Below are 20,842 nucleotides of genomic sequence, written 5' to 3' on the forward strand. Positions count from 1 at the left end.
ATTTTAATGGAAATCTCATCAATGTCATGGTGTTATTTTTGGGGGATAGGTCAGAGCAATGGGCTAATAAAAATCAGATCCAGTTGGTTTTTATTCAACCAGGAAATCCACAGCAAAATGCTTATATTGAACGCTATAACCGAACGGTTCGATATGATTGGCTAAGCCAATATTTATTTGAATCTATTGCAGAAGTTCAACTTCATGCAACACAATGGCTATGGACATACAACAATGAACGTCCTAATACTGCTATTGGAGGGATTCCTCCAAGGCAAAAATTGGCTCTAGCGGCCTAATCCTCTACTTTTAGATTCAGTTAAAAATGGGGGGATTACCCAAATACTGGTTTATTTGTGTTTTAATTTTAATGATGTTGTGTTTAATAGGGATGTTTCTACGATCTCGTCAAAGATTACCATGATTGCTACACCCCTATTTCTGCTTAAATTATTCATTAATATATTACTATGCATTTCATAATAGATTTAAAAATTCCTTGTCACTTAAATACTTCTTTTGCAACCAACATGGCATTATTTGCAGAAGGAAATCCTGCATAAATAGCCAGCTGCTCGATTAATGCAATAATTTCTCTTTTGGTAGCGCCAACATTCAGTGCTGCTTCTATATGAGCTTTAATTTGTGCTGACAGACCATTCTGACTGACTAGACTTGCAATAATGGTGAGTTCCCTCGTTTTCAAATCAAGCGCGTTATCTTGCATAATATCGCCAAACACCCATTCAATACCCATGGTTGTCAATTTTGGAGATATTTCCCCTACGTTATCCATAAGCGCTTTACCCGTATGCTTACCATGTAGTTTGTTTAGAAGGGTCATTCCCGTTTCGTATTGTGTTGTCATTTTTTTCTCCGAATGATAAATAACAAACACATTATAATTTACACTGATTCAATATATAATATTTAAGAATATCAAAATACTATTGCATTAAATGCAATAATAGGAGTAATGGAATTGCTGGAAGACATAGAGGTATTTTGTTTGATTGCCAAACATAAAAGCTTTTCAAAAGCTGCACTTGAATTACATATCTCCCCATCCATTGCTACAAGACGTCTTGCAAGACTTGAGAAAAAACTGGATGTTCGTTTAATGAATCGAACTACTCGTCTAGTAACGCTGACGGAAGCAGGCCAACTTTATTATGATGAGGTCAGGACGCTTTTAGAAGCCTTGGAACTTTCCCATAAAAATATCAAAAGCTTAAAAAAAGAGATTAATGGTGTTTTAAAAATCGGGCTTCCTGTTTCCATTAGTCATTTTTATGTTACTCCCCAATTGCATGAGTTTTTAAACAGGTTCCCTGGACTTAAAATTCATATTGTGCACGGAAATCATCTACTGGGTTTACTAGGCAATGGCTTTGACCTGGTGATGCATTGTGGTGAATTACCTGACTCCAGTTTTCATTTTAAAAAATTAGGGATGTGGGAAAAAATAATTTGTGCTTCTCCCCGATATTTAGAAAAAAATGGAGTACCACTTCATCCAAATGATCTTAAACATCATAATTGTCTGGATCATGTTGATAATTATGATTTCACATGGCTGTTTCAAGAAAAAGGAAAGGTAAAAAAGATTCCCATTACTGGGAATGCCCGTATAAACTCTAGCATCGATTTATGCAATCTGGCGGTAAGTGGTTTGGGCATAGTTTATTTACCAGCCTTTACCGTGAAGCAAAAACTCGAAACCGATGAACTTGTTTCAATTCTAGATTGTTATCGACCACCTTCACTGCCGATGTATTTGGTTTATCCAACCGATCAATATTTGAGTCAAAAAGCACGGGTTTTTATAGATTTTATGACTAAGCTGCTCTAAATTACCTATAGATAGAAACACAGGATGTATTTTCAAATAGCCGCAAATACATCTGTGTTTTTTTTGGAAATAAGCCTGACGTAGCTCATTAATCTTATACTAGGTTGAAAGACGAGTCTGAAGATCTTTATTGAATTTCTCAAAAGCAACCAGAGTATTTTTAGCAATAAATGGCCATAATAATGGCAACAATATTCCGGTAAATGTTTCACCATGAATCAATTCAACCCGGTTAGCATCCAACATACGCAATTTAAAATAATGTTCACCTACAAAAAAATATTGGCTATTAAATAATTTGCCCATCCATTTGAGTTCAGATTCAGCTTCAAATGTAATAATAGTTGGCTTAAATTGCATGGTTTTGCTTTTTTTTATCTGAATGGATACTAGTAAGTTTGCTCCCAGCATGGGGCTACCTTCAATATTAATTACAGGACTCATTCATGATAAAGAGAAAAATTTGTCAACGCAGCCCATGCATCTTTGATTGAACCATTAAGAATGATTCTCGTCTTAATTGCTTTCATACAACATCCCCTTTATTAAGTACCTATCGCAGATCATAAAACAGCTTGGTTGCGCTCATTAAAAGAATCACTCAAGAAATAAAATTAAACTTATCCAATAAGCCTACCACCAATGATCTTTCCATGAATTTTTACACTCTTATCACAATAGACTTCCCCATTACCTGAATTAAAAATGATATCACCCGCAATGACAGTGTTATTAATTAACTTAACACGCTGCACAATATTTTTGCTTGGTAATTCTTTGATAATGAGATTTTTTGTTTTGCAATTATCAAAAACAGATTTATCAGAAAGAATTTCAATAGGATTTAATAATTCTGAATCTTTGGCATCCAAATTTCCCCTGAATTTTGCATTTCCGGCTAATTTTGTTCCATTTAAGGTGGTGGTGCCATTTACCGTTAAATCAGATTCAAAACTTACATCTTGTGTTATCAATCGACCGTTTACAGTCATATTGTTTTGAACAATTACATCTTTATTTAATATTGCCTGCCCATTTATGCATAGATTTCTACTTATTTGAGTATTTTTTACATTATATGATCCATTAATAACTTCATCGTAGTTATTCATATCGTCCTTTTTTACGTACTCTTTTACTTTCATGATATTTTGAAAATAGTCAGTAATCATTTCTATCATAGTGCATCTCCTGTAGCTTTATATGTAACTGTAAAACTCTGCGTTTGATTTGCTTTAATTAGGCGATTAATTAATTGAATACAACCGTAAAGTATTCCCATCATGATTCCAAAACGTAAACCAGTAGCGCCAAAATGCAATGGAAAAGCAAAAAAGATCGCAAGAGGAAGGCCAATGACCCAACATGAAACCAGCCCTGTCCACATACTGGTTTTGGTATCTCCATAGCCTCGAAGTAAGCCGCCAGATATGTTTCTTATTGAATCAAAAAATTGTGTGAAGGCTGCAATAATCAGCAATTCTTTCGCGATCAAGGATATTTCATGGAGAGAAGGATTATTAATATCCAAGTAAAATGAAATAAAATAATCTGAAAAAAGCCAATACGATAAGCCCATGATTAGCATCAAAAGCGCGCCAAATAGTATCGTTGTCTTGCAAATAATAGATTTGTTTAATTTTGAATCTTTTCCCATGTTATGACTGATGAGAATTGAACCTGCCTGGGAAATACCCATTATTATCATGATTGATACCATGGAGCATTGAAGTGTAATTTGTTGCCCAGCCAAAGCGTCGGTACCAATGACTCCCATTAAATAGGTTATCGTAGAAAAGGCTAAGAGTTCCGTTGAATATTGAATGGAAATCGGAAAGCCGACTTTAAAAAGTACCTTACAATATCCAAGATTGAAAAAAGAATTCATCCTAATCTTATATTTATGAAATTCAGGGTTTGATGAAACATAAATTAATACTAAGGCCAGAAGAATAAACGCTGTAATCGATGAAGCCAACCCTGCTCCAAAAAAACCTAAGGGTTTTATGGAGTCATGCCCAAAGATAAGGAAGTAACTTATTATACTATTTATTAATGCCCCAATAATTGTGAAGTAGAGAGTAACTTTTGTTTTTGCTAAACCTAAAAAAAACTGTGTAAAAACAGCACCAATCAGGCTAGGAAACAAACCATAAGCAAGACCTTGGAAATAGTCCCCTGTCATTTGGCTTACTTTTATGGGTTGGTGAAGAAACTGTAAAATAGGGGCTATGTTTAAGTAAATAACCATTAGAGGAATACTAATAATAAAGGCTATAGTAATACCTGAAGAAATAATATCACCGATTTCGTGATCACGACCTCCTCCTTTGCTATGCCCAATCAGGATAATTACGGAATATAAAATGGATATAACCATCATAATTAAAAACCCATAAGTACTGGTAATTATCGCTCCTGCTGCAAGAGCGTCTGAATTGATTTTAGCAAGTAAGAACATGCTAATCAGGCTTGAGGAAGCACTGATTAAGTTTGAAAAAATTATTGGTATTGCCAAAAATAATATTTCTTTAAAAGTTATTTTATATTGAGTCATATTCAGCTCACATTTTTATCTTAGGTAACACTTCATTAATGAATAGCGAGAGGGAATTCATCATGGATTTCAATTTTTGTCCTCCAAAATCAATTTGCCATAAAATCTGATCTACCTTTGTCACTGCGGCTATTTCACTTATTTTTTTAGCGACAAAATCAGGGGTGCCAATAACTGCCTGATTAGTATTCCTCATGTTTTGGGGTGTATTTTGACGTAAGGCATATGACATGCCTGTATATCCAGGGTAGTTTGTAGATGATGAGTTGTTCCAGGAGTCCGCTGCATCAGCCCAAACTCGTATGTACTCCGATAGATAATTATCCCCATTTATTTCTGCTTCACACTGATCATTAGCCACAAATAAAGGCAAACTAAGTGCTATTTGAGATTTATTGTTTACTTCGTTTGGAATAAATTCTTCACGATAAATATCTAATTTATCGACTAAATCACTTAATCCCGTTAGAGGGGGAGTCACCAATAAATTAAAACCTTGCTCTCCTAGCCAGGCAAAGCTCTGTCAGGAATTAACCGCAGCGCCCCATAATGGTGGATATGGATTCTGGGTTGGTCTTGGTAATGAGTTTGCTTGATTAAAATTGAAAAAATTTGAATTAATGTTAACGTTTTTTTCAATCCATAATTGTTTCACAGCTGAGATAGTTTCTTGATATTTTTCGCGGCTTGAATCCATATCAACTTCAAAGGCAGAAAATTCATAAGGAAGATAGGCTCTTGCGAAACCGACATCTAAACGACCAGAACTTATTGCATCTAACATAGCAGCATTTGCTGCAATTTGAAGTGGATGATTAAACACCGGAAGAATGCAGCCGGACATTAGCCTGATATTATTTGTTATAGCTGCCACACTGGCTAAAAACATTAATGGACTTGGACAATAACCACCATATGAATGCAGATAATGTTCAGTCATTTTAATTGTTTTAAAACCTGCCTCGTCAGCCATCTTTGAAAGCATGAGTGCACTCTGAAAATACTCAGCAGCGGTATAACTCTCTTCGGCAATATCTGGTAAAAACGATAATCCATAGTCCATTGCAACACACCCTTATTAGAGAATTGTAAAAATAAAAAACGTTAAATGCGATAAAATTAAAGGCACGATCGATGGGCTCTCCAAGTATATTAACCCATGAGTTATTCCCATAACAGTTGCGCCAATGACAGGAAACATCGCGCTTGTTTTAGATGGCATATGTAGTGTTTGCATATAAATAAACAGAAAAATCGAAACCATTAAAGCAATTTTGGCTCCTTAGGGTATAAAGATATGCGTCAGCACTACTCTAAAAATAACCTCTTCTGATCCAATTTGTAGCGTGATAATTAATAAAGCCAGATAAAACGGTAAAACTTTAATCGTATGTTTGTGATGACGAATCCATCCGGCGTTCGCTACAGCCATCCAACCATCTAAGGATTTTGGTGCTTTTTCAGGCGCAATCATTTCCAAGGCTTTCATACCAACAGAACATAGTAGTATAGAGACACCAACTGAACCAATGCCAATTAATATCCCATATAAACAAGTTAGGAAAGTTGTGTTTCTAAAAATTGAGACCAAGTCGATTTTATAAAGTGCTACGAGTAAAAGACAAAAAAATACATGGCACAAAGCTACAACTGATAGTTCAATAACACCTACTATCTGGTTAAGAGGGTATCGCTCAATTACTGAATTTTTCATAGCAATAGTTGGTGAAAATCGGAAAATTATTTTTTTTCCATAATTATAAAAAGAAAGGAGTATGACCGTTGTTAATATTAATTGAAAAGCCATGCTGCTCGTCAATATCGGAATCAAATCAAGCATAAGATTCCCTTATTTTTTTGACCGCTAGTAAATTAAAAGTTGTATGAATTGCAATTGCCATACAAATACAACCTAAGAATAAAAATGAAATTAAACAGATAAATCCTAATACAAATTTTGTGAGTACATGCAAGTAACCCAAATTAATATGGCAAAATGCAAAAGCCAGATTTACTAAAAAGAGGCAACTAATAGCCGCTATAAAATTAGATAAATCCAAACAAAGAATTGTAATGGGGATGAGCCGAAAGTGTCCAGATTTTTCATATCGGTACCAAAACTGGTACCAAAAAATTGATTACTAGCTATAGTTTAGTCGCAACCCCTTGATTTAACTGGTCGGGACGGAAGGATTTGAACCTTCGACCACTAGCACCCCATGCTGTTTCCTGACGTTTTCAAATGATTCCATAAATTTCCAAATAATGGCTTCATCCATTGATATATAAAGCTTATATCTATATCATCGTTTCCAATTATTACCAAATGATTTCATGTCGATCCAAAATAATTTGGATCGTTATTTGGATCGACTTGGATCGAAGAGAATTAAGTTAATATGAAGAAAACTATATTTAGAGATCCTTACATCAACGGATTAAAATCCAAAGACAAGACTTATCGTGAAACTGAAGGAAATGGCTTTTATATTCGAGTAACGCCTCAAGGGAAGAAAGCTTGGCTATATCGTTATTACTACTCAGAAAAGGATCACAGCATCACCCTAGGCTATTACCCTACAATGACCCTAGATCAAGCAAGAGCAGCATACCAAACGCTCTATGACCTTTGGCAATCAGGTGTAGATCCTAAAGCTCATTTGGCCAAACTTGATGATGCTAAAACTAACACCGTTAAAAAACTTGTCCTAGGATGGTACGAAAATTACATCGAAAAGGAGCGCAAACAACCTCAACAGATCAAGCAACTCATCGATGCGGATATTATGCCGTTGCTTGGGGATATTGAATTAGCCAAACTCTCCCCTGCCCTAGTAACAACCGCGCTTGATAAAATTGTAAAACGAGGTGCGCGAGTCCATGCTAATAAAGTTTTGTCAGCATTAAAACAGGCCTTTAACTATGGGGTAAGACGTGGAGCTTTAAAAGAAAATCCAGCCATATTATTACAAGGACGGGATATTGGCGGCATTGAAAAACCAAGAGATCGCTACTTAACAACAGATGAGATTAAAACCTTGTTATTATTTTTAGACAGCTATAATAGCCGCATGTCACTACAAACAAAACTTGCCATAAAAATTATCTTACATACAGGCATTCGCTCCGGTGAACTGCGGCTCGCTACGTGGTCTGAAATTGATTATCAAAACTCACTCTGGACGATACCCAAAGAACATACGAAGCAAGATGAAATAATGCGGATCCATTTAACCGAACCTGTGAAAACAATGTTTAGGGAGCTTCAATACAGCTGCAAATCTGATTTTGTATTATCTGCCAAGGAAGACGTACCACTAAGTCCCAAAGCGCTCTCAAGAGCCATTAACCGTATTCAAGAGCGCGTAGGCATCCCTCACTGGACAGCACACGACTTAAGACGTAGCTTTTGCACACAGCTTGGCGAAGCACTACATATTGATCCAGTGGTTATTGAAAAATGCCTAGGCCATAAAATGCCTAAGATTATGGCTACTTATAATAGAAATGAGATGCTTGTTCAGCGTAAAGAAGCATTAATTAAATGGAGTCATTACCTTGAGAATTTATTACAAGACAATGTAGTACCAATTTCCATTAAGCAAACAGCGATGTAGTAAAAAGATGTGATCCTGACAATTTGTCACGAACTGAAATATAGATAATTAATTGGAAGGAATTATGGAGCAGAAATCTCAAATTATTATTTACCAAACAGAAAATGGACATACCAAAATTGATGTTCGTTTGGAAAATGAAACTGTTTGGCTGTCACAAAAACACATGGCCGAGTTATTTCAGAGCAGTAAACAAAACATCAGCCATCACATCAGTAGTATTTTTGATGAAGGAGAATTATATCCAGAGGCAACTGTCAAAAATTATTTGACAGTTCAAACTGAAGGTAAGCGCAATGTTACTCGTGATATTGAATTTTACAATCTGGATATGGTCATTTCTGTTGGGTACCGAGTAAAATCTCATGTGGCTACGCGTTTCAGACAATGGGCTACGCAACGAATTCATGAATATATCATTAAAGGCTTTGTGTTAGACGATGAACGACTAAAAAATCCAGATCAACCGTTTGACTATTTCGAAGAATTAATTCGCCGCATTCAGGATATCCGCACTTCAGAAAAACGTTTTTATAGGAAAATCACTGATATTTACGCTACCAGTGTAGACTATGATCCAACGCTAGATATCAGCATAAAATTCTTTACAACTGTTCAAAATAAACTGCATTGGGCTATTACAGGCCAAACAGCAGCGGAGATTGTCAAAACAAGAGCAAACAGCTCTAAACCTAATATGGGACTCACGAATTGGCGAGGCAATGTACCAAGAAAACAGGATGTAAGCATTGCTAAAAATTACCTAAATGAAGCCGAATTAACCGCGTTAAATAACTTAGTTGAACAATATCTTGTATTTGCTGAAGGCCAAGCAATGCGTCGCATTCCAATGACGATGGCTGATTGGATAAAAAAATTAGATGGGTTTTTGACCTTAAATGATCGTGAAATATTATCTCATGCTGGAAAGATTTCGCATGACTTAGCCAAGCAATTTTCTGAACAAGAATACGAATTATTTCATCAAAAACAAATAGAGGCTTCAGCAGATGGTGATAGCGACTTTGAGAAAACGATTAAAACAATTGCACATGCAAAAAAGGACAAATCCGAATAATAGTAAAAATATTGATTGCCGAATAATACCTACATGGCAATTAAAGGAAGAAAAAATTAGGAATAAAAAGGGATAAGATTAGGAATAAATCCATCAAAAACCATTAAAAATAAAAGAGTTAAATATTATAAAAACAATTAACTTAAGGAAAAATTCCTTATTCACTCTAGATGAACTATTTCCATTTTAGAAACAGTTCAAAATGAGAGCGTAAAAATTAATGAATGAACTAAAAATAGCACAAGTTCCATTTTGGAACTTGTGAGTGAAAACATAATTAAGCTTAAAAAAGATAATACGTAGTTGCCGTCCGTACACAAATAGAGGACGCTCAACCGTATCGATGAGCGTAAAAAAGACTCCTAAAAATCAAAATTTGCTGTCATGCAGATAAAGGGCAGGGACAATTTGTCCCTATCCTTTCATATAGCAATTTACTTCATCATCAGCTCAATAAGTTACAGCTAAAGTCAATTAGTCTTGCTAAAGATCAGTAAGTGTTTTTTTATATTTAGAAGTGCCTATAAAATTAACTCTTAAGGATTGACAATAAGTAACTTAAATCGTATTTTTTCTAAAAATCTTAATTAATGGAATATTTAATGAAAAAAATCATACTATCGTTAGCTTTATTCGGGGCAATGACAAATGTTAGTGCTGAAATGGTTGCACCAGGAGTTGAGATGACTTCGCATCAAACTTGGACAACCGGAAATGCTTCAGGACATGTAGAGGATAGCAACGATGTTTTTTTTTCTTCAGCAAGTGCTCGAGCATCAGTGAGTTCTTTTTATGGGAAAATTTATCAAAATATATACATGAATGGACACCACTCCTTTTCAATGCAGAATACATCAAAGGTAACAAAACAGTTCAATGTTGCGATGAAGTTGTGCGCAGACAGTAGTAACTGTATATATGATTCTAGATCCTACAATGTAAATTCAGGTGGTTCATATTACAATGATACCAACTTATATTTAACATCTTCATTTTCTAATGTAGGAACTTACAGTTTGACAGCTAATACAACTATATCTGGAGAATCATCTTCCAGCGATACCAGTAGTGCTAGTATATATGTTAGCAAATAATCAGAGAGTGACTGTTCTAGCTATAAAAACTTTACAAATTGACGCGTAGATGTAGGATAAAATCACGAATAAAGACCTTTAAAATCAATAATAAAACATATAGATTGTTAATCTCAACTGTTGCAAGAATTGCAACAGTTCAAATATATAGATAATTCGGAATTTCCGAATTATCTATTCAACAATATCGCTGCATCGTGTAATTCCTTAGCCAAGCTATCCCGACGGGGAGAACAAAGGGTTTCATCACCTCTGCTTGGCACCCTCTGTGATGATTTTACTTTGATGGAGTAATAAGTATGATTAATGAGTCGTTGCCTGAGTTTAAGAAAAAAATAAGTTTATGTCTCAAAAAATGTGCTCCGACCCCATATGATATCAATTTAGAACGATTAGCAGATTTATTTCCATTAACCATAAGAGAGATTGCTTGGCTAATTGCCATTTGCGAGAACGATTACTCCTATCCCAATATTCCGTGGGAATTTCCAGTATTGAAAGGCCATGTTGATGGATTAGAAAGCGTTTTTATAGAGCAAATAAATCTAGATATTAAAGAATATTCAGAAAGCGTAGAAATAACCTCATTGGTAAATGGGGCTCAGATGGATACCATATATAACTTCATGGATATACAGCAAGAAATACGCATTGATGACAGAAAACAAGAAATCTTCACCTATAAAGTTTATTCACTGGTTAACACAAGACTACTAAACATCACACTCAGGAGGACTTCGCTGCTGCCGCACAATTAGGCCGGAGTTACGCAGGACGGGTTGAGCGTGGGGAACAGAATATTTCTATGCAGAGCCTGATTCAAATTGCTCTTACGCTAGAAGTTGAAGTAGGAGAAATCTTCCCTCCTTTAATAGAATTGCAGACTCCGTATAGAAAAAGGTTGGATAAAGAAATAATTGAAAAATAACTTTAGTCCAGAAATAATTAACCCCAGCAAGCTGTCTTCACTATAAACTCATTATAATCTAAAGAGCATTCGGGCATTAAAGCTTGAAAGTTTGAAAGTTTGAAAGTTTGAAAGTTTGGCTTGATAACGTATTGTTATTAAGTGTTCCAATACTCACGAGAATTATGACCTACCTGAGGATAAAGCGGTTGATGCACATTAAATTTAGGATCTTCATCAACTGCCACTAAAATCTGAACTTGAATAGAAAGATCCAAGTTTTTTATCATTTCCTTTACACCAGATATAAATTCTTTTGCTGCTTGAATATCTTCCTCATTATCGCCCCAAGTTTCAAAAGCCAAAAGTGCTATGTCAGGCCTTATTCTCTTACTTCAATAAACTTGCTTATATCCTCTTGCTTAGCAAGATATTGGGAAACGGTTTTTTTAACTTCACCAACATATAACTTTCCGTCAATAACACATAGCAAATCTACTTCTATCGTCGGTGCTTTAGCACGTGCATCATTAAATAACTGTACTTCTGGTAAATAAAAAAAGTCATCCCGTAGGTTTTCATGTAAAAATCCGATTGTCCATAAAACTGATAATCCATTATTACTCTTGCACAAGGCATTCCAAACGAATTCATTTAATCTATATTTCCATTCAAAATTTATGGGTAAGTTGTACTGTTCCATGCAAATTTTGCAATGATTAATATTTTTCAAATTATCTATGGAAACAACATTAGATTTACCACAAAACTCACATCGCCATTGATAAATACGGCTGAAAACATTCCTATGAACAAGGTACTCTAAAGAATCCTCAAAGTTGGCTTTAATATATTTTTTCGCCAATTTCTCGCTCTCAAAGCGATATTCACTGACAAGTTTTTCTTTAATACTTTGATCCTTATCGAGCACAGAATAAAGCTCATTAAATGTAAATATATTTTTAGATACTTCTTCCGAATTAGATATTGTATTAACTAACTGCTTTCTTCTAAGCACCTCTCTCCAAAATTTTCCTGTTAGACATTCATAAGCAATATCAAGATGCCCTAACATTGAGATGACACCCCTCAAGTATTGACCTTTGTCAGAGATTTTCCATTTTTGATAAGGATTAGGTTTAAAAACTAAACGTAGATCATAATGATTTAAATTTTTCCAACTTCCATAAAGTACAGAATTAAAAAAATGCTCATCTTTTGGAATGCGTAAGTCATACCCCATTTTACTGCCATTACTAAGTCGCGAAGGGGTTTTATTTATAGGGATAATTGAAATTAAATTATTTTGACTCTACTGAACTGGTCAGTGAAGATTCTAGTTACATCTGGACGCTTCGGAATTCTCCATACATCCGGTGAATTTATAACCCTAGATAAATTATTTTCTCGTTCAATTTCTATATCTATAACCCATTGCCCATCAGAAAGAGAGACATATCTATTAGGAATATTTAAAAGATGAGTAGGCTTACTTGCTTCAATATTTTTATTTAGAGTTTCATTTAACTTAAAAGTATGACTTAAAATATCAAATGAGGCAGTATAATGACCTCTTGAAATCTGCTTAGGTAGCATCAAGGATTGTGGGTTTACTGACAATGAAACATAATTATGAGTTACTTGCTGAATAGAACTTTGAATTTCTTTAAGTTCTGACTCTTCTAAGCTAAAACTTCTGATTTCCACAACTGGCGCACCACCACCAGAACAAAGAAAATTATTCTTGTTAAGAAAATGTCCTAAAGCCTGATTGAAATCACTATCATGTAGTGACTCAGGACTAATGATAATCGCCCCAAACCCGCTAGAGGTTAAAAGTCGAGAATTCCAAAAATTAATTCTATCTAAGCCTGTATCTCCTATAAATAACTTAAATTTGTCTGAATAATCTGACCAATAGTTCCTAGGATGATTTTCTGCATAGACAGCAGATAATTCATACATTGTAGTCAGTTCATTATCACTAATTTTTGTAAACACTTCTACATGAGAGTTTGTCGTAAATGTAGCATCCAAAGAAACCTTATTTTCTGGGTCGTATAATAAAGTTTCATAAAGCCCTCCTAATGGTCGAGTATAACCATCAGTTTTATGTCTTATACCGAAATTGTCAGAAAAAAATCTTTGCTCCTCATAAACTTGCATCTGAGTCACAAGTACAATCTTCTTATCAAAAGGTACTTGAGCTAACATCTGGATAATAGTAGATATAGAGGATAATGGCTGTAAAGAAAGCTCGCGATTCCAATCCACTATGTAACTCTTATATCCATCAACCCTGTTGTTCCTTTGGTGCTTAAAAAAGATTAAAGGATTGCAAGCATCAGAAATTTGTTTAACGGTATCTTCCGTTAAATCTGAGTAAGAACAAATTATGTCCGGATCATAATGAGCTAACCAGTCCAAATAACTAGTATTAAATAAATTATTAACTAAAGTAGGTATAAATAAAGTCAGTGCCCCACACCACCGAGTATAAGACTCAAAGAAAGCGGCATCGAGAATGCAATGAGTATCAATGTTATTTTCAGATGGTACGATATAAGCTATTTTTATTGGTCGTGCCTTTTCATTGACCTGAATGGATCTTTTTAGTGGTTCATTCATATATATCAAAACATAATTCCTTTATTCTAATAATTAAAAATGCCGTATATTGTTGAAGGATACATAGTCTGATTGAGGCATACATTGTCTTTTTTTCTCCTCATTCTCTCTATATAGGCTTGGACAATAAACATAATCTCTATTGTCTATGTGAAAATTAAAAAATGCCAACCACAGCAAGCCAATAAAACAAAACCATATTAATTCGTGAGAACCTAAGTAATTTAATATAAAGAGCGAAATGGAGCTTTTTTGGCCGTAATTAAAATAATTAATTGATAAGAGAATTAAGCAATAAAGTGACCTTGACGCCAATTTTTCAATAAAACTCTCTCTTTCTGATTTTGTTTTTTCATAAGAATTATATATGTCGAGCAAAAATTTATCCTTAGCCATATAAGCAGCTTCTCTAAGCTCATATGCGGAAACATGGTCACGTGGCATTTCAGAACTGCAATCAAAATGAAAAAACTTCTCAACTTTTTGATATAAGAACTCTAAATATATTTGATTTATACAATAAGACAAAAAAGGAAGGATTATTGAACTCGCAAATGAAAATGTCACAAAAACAAGAAGTAAGGTTAATGGTAAATTTATATTTTTTTATTCTTGGGTACTAATCAGTTCGATAATTCCAGGTTTATGCAAGCATAAAAAAACATTATCAGTCCAAAGAATAAATGTTATAACTAAAAAAAAGAATTTCACTTCTGAGGCTGCTTCAAGCACTGAAAACATACCTAAACTTTTTACTGAAGTTTGATTTACATCACTCATTGATTGTCCTTATCTCCAGAGAGAATCTCCTAATAATAATTTCTCACAAAAACTAGCATTCTTACATTGCGCGTATCTATGGGGTTAATTAGGTTAGCAGAAGTACAATCACAATTTTGGATCGTTTTTTGGATCGAATCTAATTTTTTGAATTGGGGGGATTTCGTAAAACCCTTACTGGGCTTGGTCGGGACGGAAGGATTTGAACCTTCGACCACTAGCACCCCATGCTAGTACGCTACCAGGCTGCGCTACGCCCCGAAGTTGGATGGGGATAATAACTTGTCTGTTTTGAAAAGACAAGAAGTGTATAAGTTGGTTTTATTGCATAGTACTCAGATTAATTAGATTGACCGGCTCTGGATCACTACACGCTTTATTTAATCCTAACGAAACCGATAAACATGATTGATTGTTTTTTTATCTCAGGGTATAATAATTGAACACAAAAGCGTTGTCTATTATTTTGATAATTTTTACTTAATATTTCTTAAGTATCACTGATTTTTAGCAGCTTTAGAATCTAGAGGTAGATAAATGTTTAGGTATTATAGCGTTGATATGGGCGGCCAACAGGTTATTTATAAATTCGATGCAGAGAATGTGGAGAGGGGTTTTTTTCAACTTGATATCAAGAATAGGGTATGGGCTCCGTTTAAAATAGAATCACCAACAACATCTGATAACTTTCGTGAATATAAACTTGCGCAAGATGGTACTTCTTTAAAGATTACACTAAAAGAATCTCGGCTTGACACTAGCATGTACACTCAAAATTTGCTAATGGAAATAGTAGACTGCTCTCAAACTATTCCTTCTTCAACCACGTGGGTATTAGTCCCGTTTGAACCCGGTCAAGAATTAAAATCACGCTTTGAATTAATGTCTGACCTAGAGTACGTTTCTGCTAAGTCTAAAAAAGAAGAGCCAGTTAAATCTACTGGACGCACTAAAACGGGTAGGTCTAATTCAAGCTCCTCTACATTTTTTCATAACGCACAAAATTCCTCGGAGCAACCTAGAGTATACGAGAATTACACGTTAACTGAAGAGCAACGTAGTAAGTTGAAAGAACATAAGACCTATTTAGAAAATCGTTGGACTGAATATAGTCTTCTAAGCTACATCTGTGTGTTATTTTGTTGCTTTAGTCAGGGCATTTCTAAGACTGCTAAAATTGAAGAAATTGGCCGATTGCTTAGAATTGGGGTAGCAGATCCTGATATTGTACAGCAGGGATACACTGGCAGCATATTAGGTATGCAACCTAAATAACTTAAGAACTGTTTCAAAGCGTCATTTCGCTGCTTTGAAACAGTTTCTTTTCTCCAATTAACCAAATGCATTGATTCCGGTGATATGCCGTCCTAAGACCAGGGTATGTACATTGTCAGTCCCTTCGTAGGTAAATACAGACTCCAAATTCAGCATGTGACGAATGACGTGATATTCTAGGCTGATTCCATTTCCACCCAGTAAATTACGACAATTACGAGCGATTTTTAAGGCTTCTCTGCAGGCATTTCCTTTGGCTAAAGAAATCATCGTTGGCGTTTCGCGCTTCTGATCTTTTAAGCGACCGATTTGTAAATTCATCCATTGCGCTTTAACAATTTCGGTATACATTTTGGCTAAATCTTTTTGAATGAGCTGGAAAGAAGCAAGCGGTTTGTTGAATTGTTGACGCTCAAGCAAGTAATCGCGGGTGATGTCAAAACAAGCCATTGCAGCACCCATTGCTCCCCATGCGATTCCATAGCGTGCTTGACTTAAGCAACTGAGCGCGGCACCTAAGCCTTTATCGCTTTTAGGCAATAAATTTTCCTCAGGCACGAAAACATCTTCAAAGACCAGTTCGCCAGTAATTGATGCGCGCAAGGACATTTTTTGTTTAATTTCAGGACTGCTAAAACCCTTGAAATCTCTTTCAACAATAAAACCTCGGATCCCATCATCTGTTTTAGCCCAGACGATAGCAAGATCAGCAATCGGGGCGTTGGTGATCCACATTTTTGCTCCATTTAAGCGCCATCCGCCGTCTACCTTTTTGGCATGAGTGCGCATACTTGCTGGATCGGAGCCTGAATCCGGTTCGGTAAGCCCGAAGCAGCCAATGAGTTCCCCTGCTGCCATCGCGGGAAGAAAACGCATTTTCTGCTCTTCGCTGCCATAACGAAAAATCGGGTACATGCACAGAGAACTTTGCACAGACACAAAGCTGCGCAATCCACTATCACCTCGCTCTAACTCCTGACAAACTAGGCCATAGGCAACATAAGAAGCCTCAGCGCCGCCATATTGTGTAGGTAAAGTGAGGCCTAATAATCCTAGGTCCGCTGATTTTTTGATAAGCTGTTTTGGAAATTGAGCATGCTCAAATGATTCAGCCATGAGTGGAATTACATCATGACTAACAAAACGCGCGACGCTATCGCGGATCATACGTTCATCATCATGTAATTGTTCATCAAGAAATAACAAGTCGTCCACGATCTTTCTCCCTTTTAACTGAATTTAAAGCTATTACAGCCTCAACAATAGAATCACGACTAGGCAATAAATATTGCCAGGCAGTACCTAATGGAATGAAACAATCTTCACCCGTAATCCGTTTTATTTTCAGGCGGTTTGATGCCTGCTCAACCAACATTGTCACTAATCCTTCACTCAGGGAACCACTTTGACGGCCTTCGTCAACAATTAATACACGTTTTGCTTTAGCAATTTCACGTAGAATTGCTTCAGTGGGTAAGGGGCTTAGCCAACGTAAATCGACTACTTTGACCGCAATATCGTGTTTTTCTTCAAGAAGTTTCGCAGCCTGTCGCGATAAATAGTAACCATTAGCATAGCTTAGGATGACGGTCTCTCCCTCGCCATAAACCCCCACCTCTCCCGGTTCAATCATTTGTTCGACGGGTGGATAGTCAAAAAGCCAACCGTTGTCACTTGTTTCATGTAAGTCTTTTGTCATGTATAAAGCGATGGGCTCAAGAAACACTACAATGCGCCCTTCTTCCTGGGCAATCCGTACGCAGGAACGCAGCATTTTCGCCGCGTCAGGACCATTTGAGGGGCAAGCCACAATCACTCCTGGTAAATCCCGTAGTACAGCAATCGAATTATCATTATGAAAATGGCCGCCAAACCCTTTTTGGTAAGCTAAAGAAGCAATGCGAATAACCATTGGATTTTGATATTGGCCGTTGGAGAAAAAAGATAAGGTCGATGCTTCGCCACGCAACTGGTCTTCAGCGTTATGTAAATAAGCTAAAAATTGAATTTCGGGCACAGGCAAAAATCCATTATGAGCTAAACCAATTGCCGTCCCCAAAATGGTGGTTTCATCCAGCAGAGAATCAAACACACGGCGTTGACCGAAACGAGCTTGTAAATCGGCAGTCACCCGATAAACGCCCCCTTTTTTAGCAACATCTTCGCCAAAAACCAACATGTTGGGATGTTGCATCATCAGATCAGTCAAGGCGAAGTTGATATGCTGGCAGAGATTACGTTTTAAAGACAATTGGTTAAAAGAACTCCCAAATACCTGCGCACGCTGCGCGTTAGCTGGCGGTAAATAAATGCCCTTTTTGCGCATTTTTGGCAATAAAGAAGACATAATCTCTTTTGCACTTGCAAGCTTAGGCAAGCGAATTGCTTCCATCGCCTTCGCTTGAATCAGCGTTTTATTATCTTGATATAAATCCAATATGGCCTGAGTCGTCATCCAGCCTTCACGACATAACAAACTTGCGGAATGTAACAAGGGATCATTTGCTTCACGCCTTTCAATCTCAGCATTCGAGTTATATTGTGATTCAATATCAGAACCAGCATGGCCTAATAGCCGTACACATTTCATGTGTAAGAAAACGGGTTGTTTCTTAATTCTTGCAAGATATTCCGCCTGTTGGGCTTTTAAATAGACATCGGCAAGGTTTAAACCATCGCAAGCAAGATAATGCCAACCCGGACGTTGTCTGACTGAGGTTTCTATCCAATTGGTGGGTGTGGGAACTGAGATTCCAATCCCATTATCTTCACAAATAAAAACCAACGGTAGGGGGTATTGCTGGCTAGCAATCCAGGAACAAGCATTTAAGGTTGTCTGCGCCGAAGCATGATTCGTTGAAGCATCGCCAAAAGAACAGAGAATTACCGAATCGGCTGGTAATTTTGAGTGGATCTCTAATTCCTTCGCTCGTGTGATGGAAATTGCAGCTCCAAGCGCTTTAGGTAAATGAGAGGCGATGGTGGACGTTTGAGGAGGGATACTCAGGGGCACACTACCAAACACTTTGTGACGTCCGCCAGCAATGGGATCCGCGGCTGCAGCGACTAGCGATAGCAAAATATCCCGAGCGCCATCGCAACCCTGCACTTGTTTCGCCCGCTGTAAATAAAACGCACCGCTGCGATAATGTAGAAAAGCCATATCACTGGCGCGAAATACCTGGCCAAATACAGCATTGCCCTCATGGCCACTACTACCAATCGTGTAGTAAGACAAGCCTTTTTCTTTGAGTTGGCGCGCAATAAGATCTAAGAGGCGGGATTTAATTTGGGAATCAAACAATTCAATGGTAACTTTTTTATCCATTTTAGCCTGTGCTGGGCTGGTTGAACTTAGTACTGGAGGGAAATTCGCTTGGCTCACACAATTAATAAACTGTTCATCGACAACGCTAGCTCTGTCTAACATCATTAATACACCCTGTTCATGAAGTCTTAGCAGACTTCTTAGTCCTTTTAACAGCGATAGGTTTAAGTTAACCACCACATCGGCCGATATAATGGGAATCAGTATAGTGAAATGGCTTTATAAATGACAAGCAAATTAAAGGAATAATGCGATGCCTGTTGATCTTTCAAACACTCCGAGTATTCGACTCAATCCAACCCAAGAACTTAAATTGACCAAACCTGATACCGAACTGTACGTGGGCCAGGTTTTAAAAGCGGTCGTTGTCAAACAACTCGCTGAAAATCAGGTACTTATCAATATCAATGGCGAAAATATTAATGCACAAACTTCGCAGCATTTAGAACCTGGTGATTTACTGCAGGTTAAGGTCATGAAAACCGATGAAGGAACAATTATTTTACAAGTATTACGTGAATCACCCCCGTTAACTCCGATGGAAGCCGCTCTAGCCAAAACCTTGCCTAGACAAGCGCCGGCGACTCATTTTTTTGCAACCCTGGCTGCTCTTGAAAACATCAATTTACCCCCAGTAGTTAGGCAACGAATAAATGAATTATTCATGAGCATTACGTCTATCACTGAATTTCCGCAACAATTAAGTCAAGGGATCGCCAATAGCGGACTTTTTTGGGAAGCTGCTTTGTTGAATTGGCGACGCAATATCAGCTCGGCTAATCCACAAAACGATTTTAAGGGTCAATGTTTACGTTTGCTGAATACGCTCATTAATGAAGGAGCTAAAGCTGCGTCTAGCGCAGCTTTGCCTGCCAATTCCCGAGAATCCTTGCCCCTTCCCGGCGCAATACCACAGCCTATGCACCAATTACTTGCTCATTCGTTTGCAGAAAAATCAATGGGAACCATTTTAAATGTTCTCCGTGAACAGACCGAGCAAGTCTTGGCAAGAATTAAAACCACCCAATTGACCAATTTACTTCAGCCGGCGGATCAACCTTTTACCTTGATGCTCGATCTCCCCTTACGCACTAATTCGGGCGTGGATATTATTCCCATACAAATTAGAGAGCATCGCCAAGAAGCGACGGAAACCTCAAGTTGGTCCATTAGTTTTGCTGTAAGCTTGGCTGATTTAGGCGATATTCAAGCTCAATTAAAAATGCAAGATATGGCCATTGATATTCAAATTAATGCGGAAAAGCAAAATACCATTGAGCTTTTAAATACCCACCAAAAAGCCTTTGACGATCTATTAACAAATCTTGGTCTAACCTTACGTTTATGGAATGTACATTTGGGCTTAGAAGAACGAGATATTGATACCTGCAATTTACGCCTACTGGATATACGGATATGAAAAAAGATAAAACGCAAGCAATCGCGCTTCATTATAATGGAAAATCAGCGCCTAGAGTGACTGCGAAAGGCGAGGGAATGATTGCAGAACAGATTATAAGCGCCGCTAAAAAACACGGCGTTCCTTTACAAAAAAACGAAGAATTAACTGCTTTACTTTCTGAAGTTCAATTAAGCGCTGAAATTCCTCCCAAACTTTATCTGGCAGTCGCTCAACTTTTGGCTTTTCTTTATTATCTGAATAATAAGCCCTCTTCCGAAGATTAAGTCAAATGCAGACCTCTTACCAAAATCTACTGTTTGCAAT

At 36.8% G+C, this 20,842-nt stretch carries 22 protein-coding genes, 1 tRNA gene and 1 pseudogene; 10 read left to right on the forward strand and 14 right to left on the reverse strand.

Annotated features, from left to right (window positions below; genetic code table 11):
• A partial coding sequence (locus Ldro_RS07315) for an integrase core domain-containing protein (RefSeq protein WP_157066480.1) occupies positions 1 to 299 on the forward strand: 299 nt, incomplete at its 5' end.
• A gap of 203 nt (positions 300 to 502) precedes the next feature.
• Here the strand turns inward: Ldro_RS07315 and Ldro_RS07320 are convergent.
• The gene (locus tag Ldro_RS07320) at positions 503 to 868 is read right to left on the reverse strand and encodes a carboxymuconolactone decarboxylase family protein (RefSeq protein ID WP_058495746.1); all 366 of its coding nucleotides are present in this window, start codon (positions 866 to 868) and stop codon (positions 503 to 505) included.
• A gap of 108 nt (positions 869 to 976) precedes the next feature.
• On the opposite strand from Ldro_RS07320, the gene Ldro_RS07325 reads away from it, so the two are divergent.
• Positions 977 to 1,852 (forward strand): LysR family transcriptional regulator, encoded by an 876-nt coding sequence (locus Ldro_RS07325; protein WP_058495747.1) that lies wholly within the window; start codon positions 977 to 979, stop codon positions 1,850 to 1,852.
• Between the two features lie 99 nt (positions 1,853 to 1,951).
• On the opposite strand, the gene Ldro_RS07330 is transcribed toward Ldro_RS07325, so the two are convergent.
• The 6 genes from Ldro_RS07330 to Ldro_RS07355 all read right to left on the reverse strand — a co-directional run bounded on the left by Ldro_RS07330 (position 1,952) and on the right by Ldro_RS07355 (position 6,249).
• Positions 1,952 to 2,296: an SRPBCC domain-containing protein gene (locus Ldro_RS07330; protein ID WP_058495748.1), complete on the reverse strand. Its 345-nt coding sequence runs from the start codon at positions 2,294 to 2,296 to the stop codon at positions 1,952 to 1,954.
• A gap of 176 nt (positions 2,297 to 2,472) precedes the next feature.
• Positions 2,473 to 3,033, reverse strand: a complete 561-nt coding sequence (locus Ldro_RS07335; protein ID WP_058495749.1) for an LptA/OstA family protein — start codon at positions 3,031 to 3,033, stop codon at positions 2,473 to 2,475.
• Positions 3,030 to 4,409, reverse strand: a complete 1,380-nt coding sequence (locus tag Ldro_RS07340; RefSeq protein WP_058495750.1) for an MATE family efflux transporter — start codon at positions 4,407 to 4,409, stop codon at positions 3,030 to 3,032. The genes Ldro_RS07335 and Ldro_RS07340 overlap by 4 nt, the downstream gene beginning before the upstream one ends.
• Positions 4,410 to 4,416: 7 nt before the next feature.
• Positions 4,417 to 4,893 (reverse strand): hypothetical protein, encoded by a 477-nt coding sequence (locus tag Ldro_RS16050; RefSeq protein WP_157066472.1) that lies wholly within the window; start codon positions 4,891 to 4,893, stop codon positions 4,417 to 4,419.
• Positions 4,894 to 4,932: 39 nt separating this feature from the next.
• Positions 4,933 to 5,472 carry an LLM class flavin-dependent oxidoreductase gene (locus tag Ldro_RS16055; protein ID WP_058495752.1) on the reverse strand — a complete coding sequence of 180 codons (540 nt, stop codon included), beginning with the start codon at positions 5,470 to 5,472 and terminating at the stop codon, positions 4,933 to 4,935.
• A gap of 219 nt (positions 5,473 to 5,691) precedes the next feature.
• The gene (locus tag Ldro_RS07355; RefSeq protein WP_058495753.1) at positions 5,692 to 6,249 is read right to left on the reverse strand and encodes a hypothetical protein; all 558 of its coding nucleotides are present in this window, start codon (positions 6,247 to 6,249) and stop codon (positions 5,692 to 5,694) included.
• Positions 6,250 to 6,808: 559 nt separating this feature from the next.
• Between Ldro_RS07355 and Ldro_RS07365 the strand changes: the two genes are divergently transcribed.
• The 5 genes and pseudogenes from Ldro_RS07365 to Ldro_RS16060 all read left to right on the forward strand — a co-directional run.
• Complete coding sequence (locus tag Ldro_RS07365; protein ID WP_058495755.1) at positions 6,809 to 8,026, forward strand: tyrosine-type recombinase/integrase; 1,218 nt, start codon at positions 6,809 to 6,811, stop codon at positions 8,024 to 8,026.
• A 64-nt stretch (positions 8,027 to 8,090) separates the two neighbouring features.
• A complete protein-coding gene (locus Ldro_RS07370; protein WP_058495756.1) occupies positions 8,091 to 9,104 on the forward strand; it encodes a virulence RhuM family protein in 1,014 nt (337 codons plus the stop codon).
• Positions 9,105 to 9,706: 602 nt separating this feature from the next.
• Positions 9,707 to 10,198: a hypothetical protein gene (locus Ldro_RS07375; RefSeq protein WP_058495757.1), complete on the forward strand. Its 492-nt coding sequence runs from the start codon at positions 9,707 to 9,709 to the stop codon at positions 10,196 to 10,198.
• Between the two features lie 299 nt (positions 10,199 to 10,497).
• Positions 10,498 to 10,956 carry a hypothetical protein gene (locus Ldro_RS07380; protein WP_058495758.1) on the forward strand — a complete coding sequence of 153 codons (459 nt, stop codon included), beginning with the start codon at positions 10,498 to 10,500 and terminating at the stop codon, positions 10,954 to 10,956.
• Positions 10,957 to 10,976: 20 nt separating this feature from the next.
• Positions 10,977 to 11,126, forward strand: a pseudogene (locus Ldro_RS16060) (hypothetical protein); the annotation flags it as partial.
• 137 nt (positions 11,127 to 11,263) lie between these two features.
• Here Ldro_RS16060 and Ldro_RS07385 read toward each other — a convergent pair.
• The 5 genes from Ldro_RS07385 to Ldro_RS07405 all read right to left on the reverse strand — a co-directional run bounded on the left by Ldro_RS07385 (position 11,264) and on the right by Ldro_RS07405 (position 14,774).
• Positions 11,264 to 11,470: a hypothetical protein gene (locus Ldro_RS07385; RefSeq protein WP_058495759.1), complete on the reverse strand. Its 207-nt coding sequence runs from the start codon at positions 11,468 to 11,470 to the stop codon at positions 11,264 to 11,266.
• 17 nt (positions 11,471 to 11,487) lie between these two features.
• Entirely contained in the window at positions 11,488 to 12,348 is an 861-nt protein-coding gene (locus Ldro_RS07390; protein WP_058495760.1) for a hypothetical protein, read from the reverse strand.
• 53 nt (positions 12,349 to 12,401) lie between these two features.
• On the reverse strand, positions 12,402 to 13,733 hold the full coding sequence (locus tag Ldro_RS07395; protein WP_058495761.1) for a hypothetical protein: 1,332 nt from the start codon (positions 13,731 to 13,733) through the stop codon (positions 12,402 to 12,404).
• A gap of 606 nt (positions 13,734 to 14,339) precedes the next feature.
• Positions 14,340 to 14,513: a hypothetical protein gene (locus Ldro_RS16315; protein WP_157066473.1), complete on the reverse strand. Its 174-nt coding sequence runs from the start codon at positions 14,511 to 14,513 to the stop codon at positions 14,340 to 14,342.
• A 184-nt stretch (positions 14,514 to 14,697) separates the two neighbouring features.
• Positions 14,698 to 14,774, reverse strand: a tRNA-Pro gene (locus Ldro_RS07405).
• A gap of 276 nt (positions 14,775 to 15,050) precedes the next feature.
• Here Ldro_RS07405 and Ldro_RS07410 point away from each other — a divergent pair.
• A complete protein-coding gene (locus Ldro_RS07410) occupies positions 15,051 to 15,788 on the forward strand; it encodes a hypothetical protein (RefSeq protein WP_058495763.1) in 738 nt (245 codons plus the stop codon).
• A gap of 57 nt (positions 15,789 to 15,845) precedes the next feature.
• Here Ldro_RS07410 and Ldro_RS07415 read toward each other — a convergent pair whose 3' ends face one another.
• Positions 15,846 to 17,003, reverse strand: a complete 1,158-nt coding sequence (locus Ldro_RS07415; protein ID WP_058495764.1) for an acyl-CoA dehydrogenase family protein — start codon at positions 17,001 to 17,003, stop codon at positions 15,846 to 15,848.
• Positions 16,981 to 19,218 (reverse strand): thiamine pyrophosphate-dependent enzyme, encoded by a 2,238-nt coding sequence (locus Ldro_RS07420; protein ID WP_058496086.1) that lies wholly within the window; start codon positions 19,216 to 19,218, stop codon positions 16,981 to 16,983. Before Ldro_RS07420 ends, Ldro_RS07415 begins: the two co-directional genes overlap by 23 nt.
• Positions 19,219 to 19,369: 151 nt before the next feature.
• On the opposite strand from Ldro_RS07420, the gene fliK reads away from it, so the two are divergent.
• Together fliK and Ldro_RS07430 are read left to right on the forward strand one after the other, a co-directional pair.
• Positions 19,370 to 20,536: a flagellar hook-length control protein FliK gene (gene fliK / locus Ldro_RS07425; protein WP_058495765.1), complete on the forward strand. Its 1,167-nt coding sequence runs from the start codon at positions 19,370 to 19,372 to the stop codon at positions 20,534 to 20,536.
• On the forward strand, positions 20,533 to 20,802 hold the full coding sequence (locus Ldro_RS07430; protein ID WP_058495766.1) for an EscU/YscU/HrcU family type III secretion system export apparatus switch protein: 270 nt from the start codon (positions 20,533 to 20,535) through the stop codon (positions 20,800 to 20,802). The genes fliK and Ldro_RS07430 overlap by 4 nt, the downstream gene beginning before the upstream one ends.
• The last annotated feature ends 40 nt before the right edge of the window (positions 20,803 to 20,842 follow it).

This window comes from Legionella drozanskii LLAP-1 (assembly GCF_001467585.1).
GTDB classification, from domain to species: domain Bacteria; phylum Pseudomonadota; class Gammaproteobacteria; order Legionellales; family Legionellaceae; genus Tatlockia; species Tatlockia drozanskii.

Excerpts from the sequence above, each read along its gene's own strand:
- Ldro_RS07320 (WP_058495746.1), bottom strand. The coding sequence starts at position 868 with ATGACAACACAATACGAAACGGGAATGACCCTTCTAAACAAACTACAT.
- Ldro_RS07325 (WP_058495747.1), top strand. The coding sequence starts at position 977 with ATGGAATTGCTGGAAGACATAGAGGTATTTTGTTTGATTGCCAAACAT.
- Ldro_RS07330 (WP_058495748.1), bottom strand. The coding sequence starts at position 2,296 with ATGAGTCCTGTAATTAATATTGAAGGTAGCCCCATGCTGGGAGCAAAC.
- Ldro_RS07335 (WP_058495749.1), bottom strand. The coding sequence starts at position 3,033 with ATGATAGAAATGATTACTGACTATTTTCAAAATATCATGAAAGTAAAA.
- Ldro_RS07340 (WP_058495750.1), bottom strand. The coding sequence starts at position 4,409 with ATGACTCAATATAAAATAACTTTTAAAGAAATATTATTTTTGGCAATA.
- Ldro_RS16055 (WP_058495752.1), bottom strand. The coding sequence starts at position 5,472 with ATGGACTATGGATTATCGTTTTTACCAGATATTGCCGAAGAGAGTTAT.
- Ldro_RS07355 (WP_058495753.1), bottom strand. The coding sequence starts at position 6,249 with ATGCTTGATTTGATTCCGATATTGACGAGCAGCATGGCTTTTCAATTA.
- Ldro_RS07365 (WP_058495755.1), top strand. The coding sequence starts at position 6,809 with ATGAAGAAAACTATATTTAGAGATCCTTACATCAACGGATTAAAATCC.
- Ldro_RS07370 (WP_058495756.1), top strand. The coding sequence starts at position 8,091 with ATGGAGCAGAAATCTCAAATTATTATTTACCAAACAGAAAATGGACAT.
- Ldro_RS07375 (WP_058495757.1), top strand. The coding sequence starts at position 9,707 with ATGAAAAAAATCATACTATCGTTAGCTTTATTCGGGGCAATGACAAAT.
- Ldro_RS07380 (WP_058495758.1), top strand. The coding sequence starts at position 10,498 with ATGATTAATGAGTCGTTGCCTGAGTTTAAGAAAAAAATAAGTTTATGT.
- Ldro_RS07390 (WP_058495760.1), bottom strand. The coding sequence starts at position 12,348 with ATGGGGTATGACTTACGCATTCCAAAAGATGAGCATTTTTTTAATTCT.
- Ldro_RS07395 (WP_058495761.1), bottom strand. The coding sequence starts at position 13,733 with ATGAATGAACCACTAAAAAGATCCATTCAGGTCAATGAAAAGGCACGA.
- Ldro_RS16315 (WP_157066473.1), bottom strand. The coding sequence starts at position 14,513 with ATGAGTGATGTAAATCAAACTTCAGTAAAAAGTTTAGGTATGTTTTCA.
- Ldro_RS07410 (WP_058495763.1), top strand. The coding sequence starts at position 15,051 with ATGTTTAGGTATTATAGCGTTGATATGGGCGGCCAACAGGTTATTTAT.
- Ldro_RS07420 (WP_058496086.1), bottom strand. The coding sequence starts at position 19,218 with ATGTTAGACAGAGCTAGCGTTGTCGATGAACAGTTTATTAATTGTGTG.
- fliK (WP_058495765.1), top strand. The coding sequence starts at position 19,370 with ATGCCTGTTGATCTTTCAAACACTCCGAGTATTCGACTCAATCCAACC.
- Ldro_RS07430 (WP_058495766.1), top strand. The coding sequence starts at position 20,533 with ATGAAAAAAGATAAAACGCAAGCAATCGCGCTTCATTATAATGGAAAA.